Annotated in this window: 13 protein-coding genes and 2 pseudogenes; 9 read left to right on the forward strand and 6 right to left on the reverse strand. The window is 62.9% G+C overall.

Features of this window, described 5'->3' with window-relative positions; all coding sequences use genetic code 11:
* Window positions 1–34: 34 nt before the first annotated feature.
* The 3 genes from ACEWFR_RS22830 to ACEWFR_RS22840 form a co-directional block, all read right to left on the reverse strand.
* Window positions 35–454, reverse strand: a complete 420-nt coding sequence (locus tag ACEWFR_RS22830; protein WP_374063211.1) for a CBS domain-containing protein — start codon at window positions 452–454, stop codon at window positions 35–37.
* A 197-nt stretch (window positions 455–651) separates the two neighbouring features.
* The gene (locus ACEWFR_RS22835; protein ID WP_374063212.1) at window positions 652–1164 is read right to left on the reverse strand and encodes a DUF2267 domain-containing protein; all 513 of its coding nucleotides are present in this window, start codon (window positions 1162–1164) and stop codon (window positions 652–654) included.
* A 199-nt stretch (window positions 1165–1363) separates the two neighbouring features.
* Window positions 1364–1621: a hypothetical protein gene (locus ACEWFR_RS22840; RefSeq protein ID WP_374063223.1), complete on the reverse strand. Its 258-nt coding sequence runs from the start codon at window positions 1619–1621 to the stop codon at window positions 1364–1366.
* A 244-nt stretch (window positions 1622–1865) separates the two neighbouring features.
* Here ACEWFR_RS22840 and ACEWFR_RS22845 point away from each other — a divergent pair.
* From ACEWFR_RS22845 to ACEWFR_RS22860, 4 genes and pseudogenes are all read left to right on the forward strand, one after another.
* Window positions 1866–2283: pseudogene (locus ACEWFR_RS22845) on the forward strand (phosphoribosyltransferase); the annotation flags it as partial.
* Between the two features lie 157 nt (window positions 2284–2440).
* Entirely contained in the window at window positions 2441–3658 is a 1218-nt protein-coding gene (locus ACEWFR_RS22850) for a CBS domain-containing protein (protein WP_374063213.1), read from the forward strand.
* A 953-nt stretch (window positions 3659–4611) separates the two neighbouring features.
* A complete protein-coding gene (locus tag ACEWFR_RS22855; protein WP_374063214.1) occupies window positions 4612–5016 on the forward strand; it encodes an Hsp20/alpha crystallin family protein in 405 nt (134 codons plus the stop codon).
* 293 nt (window positions 5017–5309) lie between these two features.
* Entirely contained in the window at window positions 5310–6071 is a 762-nt protein-coding gene (locus ACEWFR_RS22860) for a proteasome assembly chaperone family protein (protein WP_374063215.1), read from the forward strand.
* A gap of 282 nt (window positions 6072–6353) precedes the next feature.
* On the opposite strand, the gene ACEWFR_RS22865 is transcribed toward ACEWFR_RS22860, so the two are convergent.
* A complete protein-coding gene (locus ACEWFR_RS22865) occupies window positions 6354–6773 on the reverse strand; it encodes a CBS domain-containing protein (RefSeq protein ID WP_374063216.1) in 420 nt (139 codons plus the stop codon).
* A 251-nt stretch (window positions 6774–7024) separates the two neighbouring features.
* On the opposite strand from ACEWFR_RS22865, the gene ACEWFR_RS22870 reads away from it, so the two are divergent.
* A complete protein-coding gene (locus tag ACEWFR_RS22870) occupies window positions 7025–7630 on the forward strand; it encodes a metal-dependent hydrolase (protein ID WP_374063217.1) in 606 nt (201 codons plus the stop codon).
* Between the two features lie 73 nt (window positions 7631–7703).
* On the opposite strand, the gene ACEWFR_RS22875 is transcribed toward ACEWFR_RS22870, so the two are convergent.
* Complete coding sequence (locus ACEWFR_RS22875; RefSeq protein WP_374063218.1) at window positions 7704–9182, reverse strand: AMP phosphorylase; 1479 nt, start codon at window positions 9180–9182, stop codon at window positions 7704–7706.
* Between the two features lie 204 nt (window positions 9183–9386).
* Between ACEWFR_RS22875 and ACEWFR_RS22880 the strand changes: the two genes are divergently transcribed.
* The 3 genes from ACEWFR_RS22880 to ACEWFR_RS22890 all read left to right on the forward strand — a co-directional run bounded on the left by ACEWFR_RS22880 (window position 9387) and on the right by ACEWFR_RS22890 (window position 11428).
* Window positions 9387–9830: a universal stress protein gene (locus tag ACEWFR_RS22880; protein ID WP_374063219.1), complete on the forward strand. Its 444-nt coding sequence runs from the start codon at window positions 9387–9389 to the stop codon at window positions 9828–9830.
* A 60-nt stretch (window positions 9831–9890) separates the two neighbouring features.
* Entirely contained in the window at window positions 9891–10379 is a 489-nt protein-coding gene (locus ACEWFR_RS22885; protein ID WP_374063220.1) for a universal stress protein, read from the forward strand.
* A gap of 170 nt (window positions 10380–10549) precedes the next feature.
* On the forward strand, window positions 10550–11428 hold the full coding sequence (locus ACEWFR_RS22890; protein WP_374063221.1) for a universal stress protein: 879 nt from the start codon (window positions 10550–10552) through the stop codon (window positions 11426–11428).
* A gap of 42 nt (window positions 11429–11470) precedes the next feature.
* Here the strand turns inward: ACEWFR_RS22890 and ACEWFR_RS22895 are convergent, their stop codons facing one another.
* A complete protein-coding gene (locus ACEWFR_RS22895; protein ID WP_374063222.1) occupies window positions 11471–11794 on the reverse strand; it encodes a DsrE family protein in 324 nt (107 codons plus the stop codon).
* A 131-nt stretch (window positions 11795–11925) separates the two neighbouring features.
* Here ACEWFR_RS22895 and ACEWFR_RS22900 point away from each other — a divergent pair.
* A pseudogene (locus ACEWFR_RS22900) lies at window positions 11926–12571 on the forward strand (transposase); the annotation flags it as partial.

The raw sequence follows: 12571 nt of genomic DNA on the forward strand, positions 1-12571 counted from the left end.
CGAGCGCGACCACGAGCGTACCGTTACCGACGAGTCAGTACTCTGGACGCTGGGCTCGGATGACCTCGGCGAGTTGCTGTTCCTCGTCGGCGATGAGTTCCGTCAGGTCATCAGCGGTGATGATCCCGACGAGCTCGTCGCCCTCACGGACGGGCAGCCGACGGATTCCGTGCTCGGCCATCATGTTCGTCGCCTCGTAGAACCCGGCATCCATCTCGATTGTCTCGGGGTATTCCGTCATCACGTCTTCCGCCGTCCGTTCGGAGGGATCGGCCTCTTCGGCGAGGAGACGCACGGTCAGATCACGGTCGGTTACGATGCCGACCGGGCTATCTCCCTCGGTGATGACGACGCTACCGACCCCTTCGTCGTCCATGATCGTCGCGAGTTCGCTGACTGCGGCGTCTGGCTCGGCCGTTACGACATCGCTTCTAGATAGGTCTTCGATTGGCATGGTTTGCTCTGAAGAGGCCTTCATCCCCGAACCAGTTAATAGACTGCTACATCTATCACCGATTCGGAATGTGGTGTCGTCGTGACAAAGACCGACACGACGGACGGCAAACTACGCGGAGTCGAGCGACGCTACTCTCGGACGACCGTCGCGGTGGAATCGTCCGCGGGAGGGACGCCAGTTCGAGGTGAGACGCGTTATTTTTCGCCCTCGCTGGACGAGTCGTCGTCCACCTCGAGGCGCTCCGGGTCCGTCCGTTCGGGTTGTGGGCCGCCGCCGGTCTGGGCCTCCTGAGCGTCACCCCACCCGCCGGCGTCGACGACCTCGAAGAGCTTGCGCCAGTTCTCGTCGTCTTCGCTTTCGGGAAGCTGATCGCGGAGTTGCTGGAAGTCTGACTCCGGCACTACCGTCTCCACGAGGTCGATGATGACACGCGTGTGATAGGCCGATTCGGTCGGATCGGCCTTCGTGATCTCGCTGACCCGCGAGATGAACTCTTGCCAGTCGAACCGCTGGCCGTGGTCGTCGACGGCGCCCGTGATGTACCACTTGATCTCCATCGGGAGCGATGCGGCGAGATCCTCGGCCGCGCCCTCCGGGATTCGCTGTCCGAGGGTCGTGAGCGTCGCCCGGATTGTCCGAACCGTTCGGCCGGTGTCCGGTAACTCGAGTCGGTGCTGTACCGTTCCAGTGAACTCGTCGAAGTTCATGGCACCAGTCTACTCGGCGACCACGGACTTCAAGCTACGTGCTACCGTTCAACAGCGAGAGAGTCCCCGCCAGTCACAGTAGTTGCCGATTCAACGTGGATGACCGAGCGAAGTCGGTCAACGAACCGACTTGGATTGCGACACTGTGACGAGCTGGCCGAACCGGAGAGAGGAAGGAAGCGAACGCTGACTCGGCCCCTTACTCCAGGTTCTCGGCGAACCAGTCGGACGCCACATCGGCGACTTCTTCGAGTTCGCCGTCTCCCTCGAAGCGGTGTCCCGCTCCCTCGACGACGTGGAGGTCCTTCTCGCAGGTGAACTGGTCGAACAACAGGGTCCCGAGACCCTGATCGCGGATGATCTCCGCGACGAAGTTGTTACGCGGGCTCTGCCGACTCGATCCACTCCCGTGAGCGAAGACGACGACTCCGGATGCGTCAGCCGGGATTTCGAGCATGCCCTCGAGCTCTACGTCGTCGACTGGGATGGACACGAGACTGTCTGCGTGGTGTCACATACGTGACTCGACACTGTCAACGGTTAGTATACAGGGGGACCCGTGCTCGAGGGTCGCCTGTGTGTTATAGTAACAACTGCAACTAGTTACATACTGATCGCATAGCTGTCGTGCGATCAGGTATGCAGTGACTTGCAGTGGCTACTATATTTGTAGTCGTGTTCCGTGTTCCCACCCGAGACCGATGGCAGGAGTTCGCCAATTCACCGACCGAGAAGAAGCGGGGAAACAACTCGCGACAGAACTTCGAGAGCGTGAGATCGACCCTGACATCGCACTTGCCATCCCACGGGGCGGCCTCCCGCTCGGACGAGCAGTGGCCGATGCGCTCGACGACCCACTCGACATCGTCGTCGCGAAGAAAATCGGCGCCTCGGGCAATCCGGAGTATGCCATCGGTGCCGTTGCGAATGCTGGAAGCATCTGGCGGAACGAAAAGGCGTTCCGTGGAGACCGGTAGCGACGAGGAGTACTTCGAGCAACAGCGCGAGGAAGAAGCGGCGAACGCACGTCGGAAGGCCGAGCGCTACCGGAACGATCGAGCGGAGCCCGATTTGGCCGGCAAAACCGTGGTCGTCGTCGACGGCATGGCGATGTCATCTCTGGAGTGATCGGAAGCGGACGAGAGCATCGACGAGTTCCTCAAACATGGGAACCACCACATCGATACTTGGAGTTCGGTGACAAAGTGCCATTGCTAGCAGCGTCGTTCCGGCGGGATAGCAACATGACCAAGCAACCGGAAACACGCAACCAATCATGAATATCGAAGATGTCGTATCAGCGGAGTACGTCGAATTCACGCCAGAAGCAACCGTCTCGAAGCTCGTCGGGACGTTCGCGGATTCCACGGTCAAGGGCGTCGTGATCCGTGACGACGAGTTCGAGGGGGTCGTCACCAGGAGACAACTCGCGACCTCGCATCGCCAACCCGACGAAAAGCTCGGATCGCTCGTCTGGCACGTGCCGCGGCTCGCGCCGGACGAGGACGTTCGCAAGGTGGCACAGCTCATGATCGACAGCGATTCACGGTTACTCCCGGTGTTCGAGGGCCAGGAGCTGGTCGGCGTCGTCACCGTCGACGATATCCTCCGGAAGGTCGAACCGTTCCTCGACGCGGCGACCGTCGCCGAGGCCCACTCCGCCGATCTCGTCTCGATCGGCCCGGCGACCACCCTCGGAGACGCACTCAATGTCTTTCGTGAGAATCACATCACGCACCTTCCGGTCGTCGAGGGGAACGAAGCAGTCGGTATCCTCAGCCTCTACGACGTGACCGGTATCACGGTTCGAGCCGAGGTGCAGAGCCAGGGCGGTGATGCGGGCGGGACGGATCCGTTCGGGGGTGAAATATCCGCCAGCACCGCCCGCGCGGGACGCGGCGGCTTCGGCGCTCGAGAGGGGGAGTCCGAGCGGATGCTGGACCTCCCGGTCCGGGATATCATGGTCTCGCCGGTGCGCACGATTCGGCCGGACGAGACGCTCGACGTGGCTGTCGACGAGATGTTCGAGATCGACGCGTCGTCGCTGGTCGTCACCGAGAACGGTGCGCCACACGGCATCGTCACGAAGACCGATGTCCTCGACTCGCTCACGTGGGAGGCTGGCGGGACACGCGGCGTCCAGGTCTACGGCACCGACCTGATTGACGACGTGGCCTACGACGAAATCGTGGCGATGGTCGAGAAGTTCGACGACAGGGACCACGGGATGAACGTCCTCGACGCGCGGGTCCACCTCCACGAACACGACGAGACGCGCCGCGGGCGGCCGCTCCTGCTCGCGCGGATTCGACTACACACCGATCGCGGGCTCTACATCGCCTCCGGCGAGGGCTACGGCGCGAGCCACGCGATAAACGAGGCCAAGGAAGTCCTGGAACGACAGATCCGTGATAAGAAGACCTACGGACAGAGCAAGAAGCCCCCGAGCGAAGCGTTCTGGGAGAAACGCTTCGGCTGGCTGCTCGAGGAGTAATCAACTCTGAAACCGTCCGTGACGAGGATCAGCGGGGCGCGGTCAGCGAACCACGGTCACTGCGCGGCCGAGCCGAAATCCAGCGGCTGATTCCAAGGCGGGGTTGTTCATCACGTCCTACTGAGTATTGATCGGTATCTAGTGGCTCGCTACAGCAGGTAAGGATCTATTTCCGCACCGAGAACGATTACAAGCATATTACTGTAAATATGTCTTGAACCCCCCGTCAAACAGCGGGTGTATTCTCGGCATACCAGACGAAACAGTGTAACAGTTCAGGAATAGCGGACGACGGTCGCGTCGCCGCGAGCAGCCGAGCCGAACGATGCACGATCGACGGCCACACGTTCCGCGTTCGAAATACGCCGTTTCCGTTCCGATCGGCTCCCGGTTCCCCGTAGACGGTGTCACTTTCCGGTGTAGGGATAGCGCGCCCCATCGTCGCTGCCCACGACGATGGAGTTCGTGAATCACGACGGCGACTTGTTCACAGTCGCGGGAAAACGAAGAGGGCGGCCCGAATCGCCAGATTGGCCAGCGCGCCACGGAGGCGGCCGTCCAGTCGAGAGGCGTGAGGAGCAGTGAAAGCTACGTGAGGGTCGGCAACGACGTTCTCTGTCTCGCCACCTCGTCACCAACGCAACGGCCGAGGTGCGAATCGATGCCGTCTCGAGACCGACGATTCGTTCGGATGGCAGCGTGCGGACGACGAGATTCGGGGCACTCGAAATCCGCTCCGATGGGCGATGGGAGACTCGGAATCGAACGGGCGAGTTCCAACTGGGCCGTCTGCGTTTCGTCTACGCGGATCCGAACTGGACGATCCCGCACGATGGAAGCTAGTGAAAGGTTTAACATAACCGTCGTCGGACTCCGAGTCGGGGTACGCCCCAAGGGAACGCATGAGTTCTGACGAAAAACCTTTCAGGAGTCTCGAACGGCGATTCGAGCAGATGCAACGGCAACTCGAAGAAGTGCTGGACGCGTGGGACGGTGATCGGTACGGTCCGACGACGGCGCTCGCGACGACCGGAATGGGAATCGATCTGGCCGACCGCGGCGACGAGTTCGTCCTGACGGCCGACGTTCCGGGATTCGAGACCGACGATATCGACCTCCGACTCGCTGACGACACGCTCCACATCACCGCGGAACGAACGGAGGAATCGACCGAAGAAGACAACGAGTCATACATCAGGAACGAGCGGACACGGCGATCGATGAGTCGGGCCGTCCGACTCCCGGAGTCAGTAGACGAGGAGACCGTCGAGGCATCGTACCGGAACGGCGTACTCACCGTCACTTTGCCGAAGACTGAGCCGACGGAACCGGAGGAGACCTCGATCGATATCGAGTAGTCCAGTTCCAAGGCGGAACGTGTGGCTCCGTTGGGCGAGTTAGCAACGTCATCTCGCGGACATCGTCCCCGCCCGTCGCGACCGGATCCGAACCCGTTCTCGGTCCTGCAGATGACCTGCCGTCGACCGTGATCGGTCGATCGCGATCGAACCGACAGCGACCGTCCAGCACGTCTCGAGTTCGAGGACGCGGCTGACGGAGCCGTCGATCGGGCGGTGATCGAACCTCTGACTTCTAATCGATCGAAAACACCCTCAAGAATCATATCCCGCGCTGACGTATCGGTATCCGCATGACCGAACAGACAACGAAGGCGTCGTTCGAGAGGGTCGCAGATATTCCGGCCGATTCGCCAACACTCATTGAGGGCTTACCCGGCCACGGGCTCGTCGCGGCGATCGCGGTCGATCAGATCACGGACCAGCTCGGCCTCGAACACTGTGGAAACATCACGTCCGAGGCGTTCCCCCCGGTCGTGACGTTCGAAGACGGACTCGTTCAAGATCTCGTTCGCGTTTCGGCCGGATCCGATCCGGCAGTGATGACCTTAGAGAGCGATCTCGCGCTTCCGCAACCGGCGTTCGAGCCGCTGTCACGGTGTGTCCTCGAGGACCTCGCCGACGAATTCGGCCGTGCGATCTTCCTTGCGGGTGCGCCGGCTGAAGCGGAAGAACAACTGGGTAACGTCACCGGCGTCGCGACGACCGACTCGATACGGGACGATCTCGTCGACGCGGGGATTTCGACAGCCGACGACCGGGGACTCGTCGGCGGGATCACCGGCTCACTCGTGCAAGAATGCTACCAAGCCGATGTCCCGGCCGCCTTGCTGATCGTCCGTTCGCATCCGTACCTTCCTGATCCGGAGGCGGCCAAATCCGTGATCGAGACCGCGCTCGAGCCGCTCGTCGACTTCGATATCGACACGACGGCGCTCGACGAGCAGGCCGACGATATCCAACAGCGGATGCAACAGGTCGCACAGCAGTATCAGCAGATAACCGAAGAGGGAGAGGACCAGCAACAGCAGGTACAGACCGGAATGTTCCAGTGAACTGCCTTGCCGCCGACAGAGGGTAGGTCGCGGTACCAAGGACGGTGATACGGGGGGCGCCACGCCTGTGACCTGTCGACTGACAGTCCGTGACTACCGCCACCCCAGTGAACGAAACCGTCTGAGCCGAGCAGTCTTCCCGTCGATCAGCCGCGACGGCACGGACACGGGTCGCCAGTGGCGGTCGTCCTCGTTGAAGAGACCGAGGTCGATTTCGATCGTGACTCCGGATGCGCACGTGGGGCGAAAAAGGGGAGTGCGGTCTATCGCTGGTGCAAACGGTCAGTACTCAGGCCGCTGTGCTCGGATGACCTCGGCAAGTTGTTGTTCCTCGTCGGCGATGAGTTCTGTCAGGTCGTCGGCGGTGATGATCCCGACGAGTTCGTCGCCCTCACAGACGGGCAGCCGACGGACACCGTTTTCGGCCATCAGGTTCGTCGCCTTGTAGAACCCCTCGTTTCGATCGATCGTCTGGGGATCTTCGGTCATCACGTCTGCTGCCGTTTGTCCGGACGGGTCAGCATCGTCAGTGAGGACGCGCACGGTCAGATCGCGATCGGTCACAATGCCGACCGGCGAATCGCCGTCTGTGATCATGACGCTGCCGACACCTTCCTGATCCATCGTGGCCGCGAGCTCAGCGACTGACGCGTCTGGATCGGCTGTTACAACATCGCTTCGGGCTAAATCATCTATTGGCATAGCTCCCTCCAACAGGGAGAACTACTCTGCACTAATTAATGATTGCCACGAGTGTCACCGACTCGGAATGACACGTGGTCGTAATTACGGAAAGACCCGCTTCAGAGCCGGGAGGATGTCAAAGCGAGCCGGTTACGCAGATGAGGGTCACCGAAACCGCTCGGCGCATCTGGAGTCCCGCTCCGAGTGTCCCAGCAGGTTCTCGGTCGCCAGAAACATATTTATAGTTCCGTCCTCTATTGAAGGACACAATGATGGCGACGACACACGTGCTCTGGGGGATGGTACTCGCCCTCCCCGTCCTCGCGATCGCCCCGGAGTTCGCCCCGGCCGCCTTCGCGGCCGGCCTCGTCGGCGGGGTGCTCCCCGACCTCGATCTCTACGCGGGCCACCGGAAGACGCTCCACTATCCGGTCTACGCGTCGCTCGCCACCGTTCCGACGGTCGCGCTCGCGGTCGTCGCACCGTCGACGATGACCGTCGCACTCGCCGTCGCGCTTTCCGCGTCGGCGCTCCACGCCGTTGCCGACGTCCTGGGCGGTGGCCTCGAGTTACGACCGTGGGAAGAGGGTTCCGAGCGAGCGGTTTACAGTCACTATCACGACCGCTGGATTCGACCCCGCCGCTTCGTGCGCTACGACGGCGCACCCGAAGACCTCACGGTCGCCGGGCTCATAGCGGCCCCGCTCGTCGTCATGAGTGACGGGCCCGTCACCGTCGTTACGGTCGCACTCCTGTCAGTGTCGACCGTCTACGTCCTGTTGCGAAAACCCCTCGCGAACATCGCTGAACGTCTCGCCGGCCTGGCGCCGGACCCGGTAGCCCCGTATCTTCCCGAGCGCTACCGCCAGACCTGAGGTGACGGTGACCGCGACGTCAACCGCTTCGTTCGAGCCGACGGCGCACTGCTCACCGCTGAATCGGCTGACGCTATCGACGTTCGACGAGCGCGTCGGCCTTGCTCCGGACGCGAATCGGCTCGAGGCGATCCGCCAGCGAGTCCGCTTCCGCGAGCTTGGGCTCCGTCTCGGCGTGGATCGTGTACAGCGGATCGCCGGACTCGACCGTTGTCCCGTCCGTTCGATGGATCACGAGCCCAGCGCGGGCATCCAGTGGCGCGCCCGCGCGGCGTGCGAGGTCACAGAGTCGCCTGTTGTCGACGCGCGTCACGAACCCGGACCGCTCCGATCGAACGATCGTTGATTTCCCACCCGGCTCGAGATCGTTCGATTCAATCGCCGGGTCGCCGTTCTGCGCAGCCACGATGCGGCGGAACCGATCGAGCGCCCGCCCCGAGTCGAGAATCTCCGTCGCCGACGCGTCGACGCCGCAGTGGTCGAGCAGGATCTCCGCGATCCGGATCGACTTCAGTCGGAGCGATTCCGGTCCCGCCCCTTCCAGCACTTCGAGGACGTCCCGGGCCTCGAGGACGGGACCGACGCCGCGGCCGACCGGATCGGTGCCGTGGGTGATCACACAGGTGATATCCATCCCGAGGTCCTCGCCGACGCGTTTGATATCGTCCGCGAGTTCCCTCGCCCCGACGAGGCTCTCGACTTTCGCCCCCTCGCCGTAGGGGATGTCGATCACGACGTGCGTCGAGCCCGCGCTGCGCTTCTTGGAGAGGACTGACGCCACGAGTTGTCCCTGCGGGTCGATCGAGAGGGGGTTCTCGGCGCGGATGATCTCGTCGTCGACCGGCGAGAGGTCGACCCCGCCGCCCCAGACGAGACAGCCGTTCGTCTCGGCGACGATCGACTCGATCCCGTCGATCGAAAACTCGACGTCACAGAAGACCTCCATCACGTCGGCCGTCCCGGCCGGCGACGTCACCGCGCGCGAGGAGGTCTTCGGCATCGTCAGCCCCGCCTCCGTGACGATCGAGACGACGATCGGCGTCACGCAGTTGCCGGCCACGCCGCCGATCGAGTGTTTGTCCGCGACGACCGGTGCGTCCCACGTCAGTTGCTGGCCCGCCTCGGCCATCGCCCGCGTCAGGTGTTTCGTTTCGGAGAGCGACAGGCCGTTCGTATAAACTGCCGAGACGTACGCGCCGAGTTCGATGTCGGAGAGGCGATCCTCGTAGATGTCCTCGACGATCCGCTCGAGTTCGGCGGCCTCGAGTTCGATGTCGTCCAGTTTCTTGCGAACGTACCTGACCGACTGTGGGGTCCCGGCGAGCGTGACGTCGACGGGGCCGCGAACGTGATGGAGCGGTTCGGTCAGGCCCATCGTGCCCGGAGCGACCAGTTCGTCGGTCCGCTTGACGATGCCTGTCGACGTCCCGTCGGCGTGTTCGATCCGAACGCGGTCGATCGGGTGGGCGCCCAGTTCGGCGGCGTCGACGGTGTTCAGGAGCACGAGTGGTCGACTCGTTCCGATGTCGGTCGCGGTGACGTCGAGTTGCATCCGTTCAGAGTCAACTCGCCCGATCTACAAAATGTCGGGGGACCGTTCCCGGTACGCGACAATCGCCAGAGATGGATCGCTTCCGACGTCCCCGTAACCACCGTACGAGCGCGGGGGCGGCAGCCGGTTCGGAGACCTCCCGGTTCCGCGTCGACCGGCGGGAATTCCCCGTGACTCTATGACGTCTCAGCCGGTAGCGTTCGTATGCCACGAACAGTTCTCGTTCCCGTCGACGGATCGCCGCTGAGTTCGCGCGCGCTTCGGCACGCGTTGCGCGAGTTTCCCGAGGCGGAAATCGCGGCCTACCACGTGATCGATCTCTTCGAACCCGACTACGCGGACGAGGCCGTCGCGTCGATATACGAACCGATGCTCGGTTCCGACGAGTGGTATCGCTTCGTCGGCGAGAGACGAGACCGGCTCTTCGCCGAGGTCGACGAAATCGCCGCCGACTACGACCGGTCGGTCGCGACCGACTCCGACATCGGCGATCCGACGCGCCTCGTTCTCGAGTACGCCGCCGACGAGGACGTCGATCACATCGTCCTCGGTGCCCACGGACGGACTGGCACGGAGCGCGCGGTGTACGGAAGCGTCACCGAGACGGTCGTCCGCCGGGCACCGGTTCCAGTCACCGTTGTCCGGTGAGCGACCGCGCGAGGGACACCCCAACCTTGTTCACCTCCAGTAGCGAAGGTGACGGTAGCAATGACGTTTCTCGTTCCCTTCGACGGGTCATATCTGGCCGAGGCGGCGCTGCTTCGCGCGGCCGAGTACGGCGAGGCGCTGGACGAAGACGTGATCGCCCTGACCGTCGTTCCGGATGACGAAGCGTACGCGATCGACGTCGGGTGGTACGAGGACGGAGAGGACGACCCCTTTGGCGTCCCGTACGTCGCCGGAAAGCTCCACGAGGGCGTCACCGATATCGCCCCGCAGGCCACGTTCCGATACGAGCGAATCGATCGGAGTGCGCCGGCGGCGATCGCGGCGCGGATCAAATCGATCGCCGCGGAGGTCCGACCGGCGGTCGTCTTCCTCGGAACCGACAACGTCGGCGAGATCGCCGAACCGGTGACCAGCGTCGCCGGCGGCGTCGCGGAAGACCCGACGTACGACGTCCACGTCGTCCGATACTACGCACCGCCGTCGGTTCCGGCGGTCCGACTCGAGGAGGGATCGTACACGGACGAGTGACGAACGAGCGGATCCGGACGTGTCGTGCTGTGTTTGGACGACAGAGTCAGCGGGATTCTCGTCGGCTGATAATTCGGGATCGACAGCTCGTCCGATCGCGGGGATCGTACACATCAGGTGTGCTGAAAGAACCTGTGCGATTGATGGGCGCCCAGGTTGAACGGACTGGCATGTTCACGACCGTACTCGTCCCGACGGACGGCAGTCCCGGAGCCGAAGTGGCGATCGCCCACGCGACGGAACTGGGCTGGACGTACGACGCCAGCGTTCACGCGCTCTACGTCATCGACACCGGGACCGAACCCGCCGCTCTCGACGCCGACGAGCGAGAGGAATTCTACGCCCCGTCCGAGCGTCGCGGACGGGAGGCGACGATCCGAGTCACGGACCGAGCCGAGGAGCGCGAACTGAATGCCGCGCGGGAGGTTCGCGAGGGGATCCCCCACAGGGAAGTCCTCGAGTACGTCGACGAACAGGATGTCGACCTGATCGTCATGGGGACCCACGGCCACACCGGTGCCGAGCGCGCTCGTCTGGGCAGTACCACCGAGCGCGTGGTCATGCTCTCGGACGTGCCGGTACTGTCGATCCGCCTCCCCGAAGGGACCGAGGAACCCGACCGGGATGTCGGTCCGTACGAGAACGTGGTGATTCCAACCGACGGGAGCGACGCCGCCGAACGCGCCGCGGAAGCCGCACTCGACATCGCTGAGAAGTACGACGCGGCCGTTCACACCGTGTACGTCCTCGACACGACGATTTACGATCTCGAGGACGTCCCGCGGAGTATCATCGGATCGCTCAAAGAGGGCGGGGACAATGCGACAGAGACGATCGCGGACATGGCGCGGGAGCGGGACCTCCCCGTGACGACCGACCGTCGGCGGGGCGTCCCGACGGACGAACTGCTCGACTACATCGACGACGTCGACGCTGCGCTGGTCGCTATGGGAACGCGCGGCCGAACCGTCGGATCCGGGCGGTTACTGGGGAGTACCACGGCACGCGTCGTCCGTCGATCGACGGTGCCGGTACTGACGGTCAGCTAGTCGTTACCGGCGATAGAATCGGAAGAACGAGCGACAGAGCGGTCATCCGATCGTCATCACTTCGTCGGCCCGTTCGATACACTCCAGGAGATCGCCCATCGTCCCGCGCGGACGAAGCCGATCCTCGGTCAGGTCTCGAGAATCGAGACAGGTGCCACAGGCGAGAAGTTCCCCGTCGTTCTGGACATACTTCAGCATCAGCCCGTGTGGATTGAACTGCTCGTGTTCGAGGTCGGGCGCTTCGACGCCGTCACCGAGCAGGAACGTCTCGACGGAGTGGTCGGACTCGAGCGCCGTGTTCGCCAGTCGAAACGCGTTCCAGACGCGTTCCGGGTCGTTCGTCTCGAGGACGATTCCGAGGTGCATACGAGACCGTTCCACGGGGATCTATTTGAATCGAGCAGGGGCCTCTCCGGTCGATGGAACTGGTAGTGTTTAAATAGAGGGAGTCATAGAACGGTTACCATACGAAAGAGCAGGGTGAACACTGAGGTGGCATGTACTCAGCGACCCTGCAAGATGATCCTTCGGTAGAATCGTTCTTCAATGTCGTGGAGACGGAGGCTCGCGTTGTTTGAGCATCTCTTCTTCGGGTTTCTCGAAGAGTTCGACGTGTTCGCCCCGTCTCCGCCGGGGCGAACACGAGAACACGAACCACCCGAAATGATGCGTGGTTTCCTCCATTGCTACTACCACGACATCTACGCGATTCGCCCCGTTGAACGAGAACTTCAGAACACGGTCGTCTGGCTGAGCTGTGGCTTCGATCGACCGCCGTCGAGGGACGCGGTCGATCGCTTTCTCACTGACCTCGAACACGTCGTTGATGAAGTCTTTGGCCGGCTCGTCGAGCAGGCCGCCCGCCGCGGCCTGCTCGACTTGACATACTGCATCGATTCAACCGATGTGAGGGCGATGCCGGCCGATCAAGACGTCTCGAAATGCTACGATCCAACCGCTGAGGAGTACTACCACGGTTACGGCTGCACGATCGTCTCCACCGGGCAAAAGATCCCGATTGCAGCCGAGTTCACCGAAAGCAAACAAGCACCAGAGGAAACGGCGATGCGCGTCACGCGTGACGCGCTCGCCGTCGACAAGCCGATCTGGATGGTCGGTGACAGCGCCTACGACACGCTCGAC

Origin of the sequence: Natrinema sp. H-ect4 (assembly GCF_041894845.1) — an archaeon.
Taxonomy (GTDB): domain Archaea; phylum Halobacteriota; class Halobacteria; order Halobacteriales; family Natrialbaceae; genus Natrinema.

Bases quoted from the DNA above. Each gene is read 5' to 3' on its own strand.
- ACEWFR_RS22830 (WP_374063211.1), bottom strand. From the start codon at position 454: ATGCCAATCGAAGACCTATCTAGAAGCGATGTCGTAACGGCCGAGCCA.
- ACEWFR_RS22835 (WP_374063212.1), bottom strand. From the start codon at position 1,164: ATGAACTTCGACGAGTTCACTGGAACGGTACAGCACCGACTCGAGTTA.
- ACEWFR_RS22840 (WP_374063223.1), bottom strand. From the start codon at position 1,621: ATGCTCGAAATCCCGGCTGACGCATCCGGAGTCGTCGTCTTCGCTCAC.
- ACEWFR_RS22850 (WP_374063213.1), top strand. From the start codon at position 2,441: ATGAATATCGAAGATGTCGTATCAGCGGAGTACGTCGAATTCACGCCA.
- ACEWFR_RS22855 (WP_374063214.1), top strand. From the start codon at position 4,612: ATGCAACGGCAACTCGAAGAAGTGCTGGACGCGTGGGACGGTGATCGG.
- ACEWFR_RS22860 (WP_374063215.1), top strand. From the start codon at position 5,310: ATGACCGAACAGACAACGAAGGCGTCGTTCGAGAGGGTCGCAGATATT.
- ACEWFR_RS22865 (WP_374063216.1), bottom strand. From the start codon at position 6,773: ATGCCAATAGATGATTTAGCCCGAAGCGATGTTGTAACAGCCGATCCA.
- ACEWFR_RS22870 (WP_374063217.1), top strand. From the start codon at position 7,025: ATGATGGCGACGACACACGTGCTCTGGGGGATGGTACTCGCCCTCCCC.
- ACEWFR_RS22875 (WP_374063218.1), bottom strand. From the start codon at position 9,182: ATGCAACTCGACGTCACCGCGACCGACATCGGAACGAGTCGACCACTC.
- ACEWFR_RS22880 (WP_374063219.1), top strand. From the start codon at position 9,387: ATGCCACGAACAGTTCTCGTTCCCGTCGACGGATCGCCGCTGAGTTCG.
- ACEWFR_RS22885 (WP_374063220.1), top strand. From the start codon at position 9,891: ATGACGTTTCTCGTTCCCTTCGACGGGTCATATCTGGCCGAGGCGGCG.
- ACEWFR_RS22890 (WP_374063221.1), top strand. From the start codon at position 10,550: ATGTTCACGACCGTACTCGTCCCGACGGACGGCAGTCCCGGAGCCGAA.
- ACEWFR_RS22895 (WP_374063222.1), bottom strand. From the start codon at position 11,794: ATGCACCTCGGAATCGTCCTCGAGACGAACGACCCGGAACGCGTCTGG.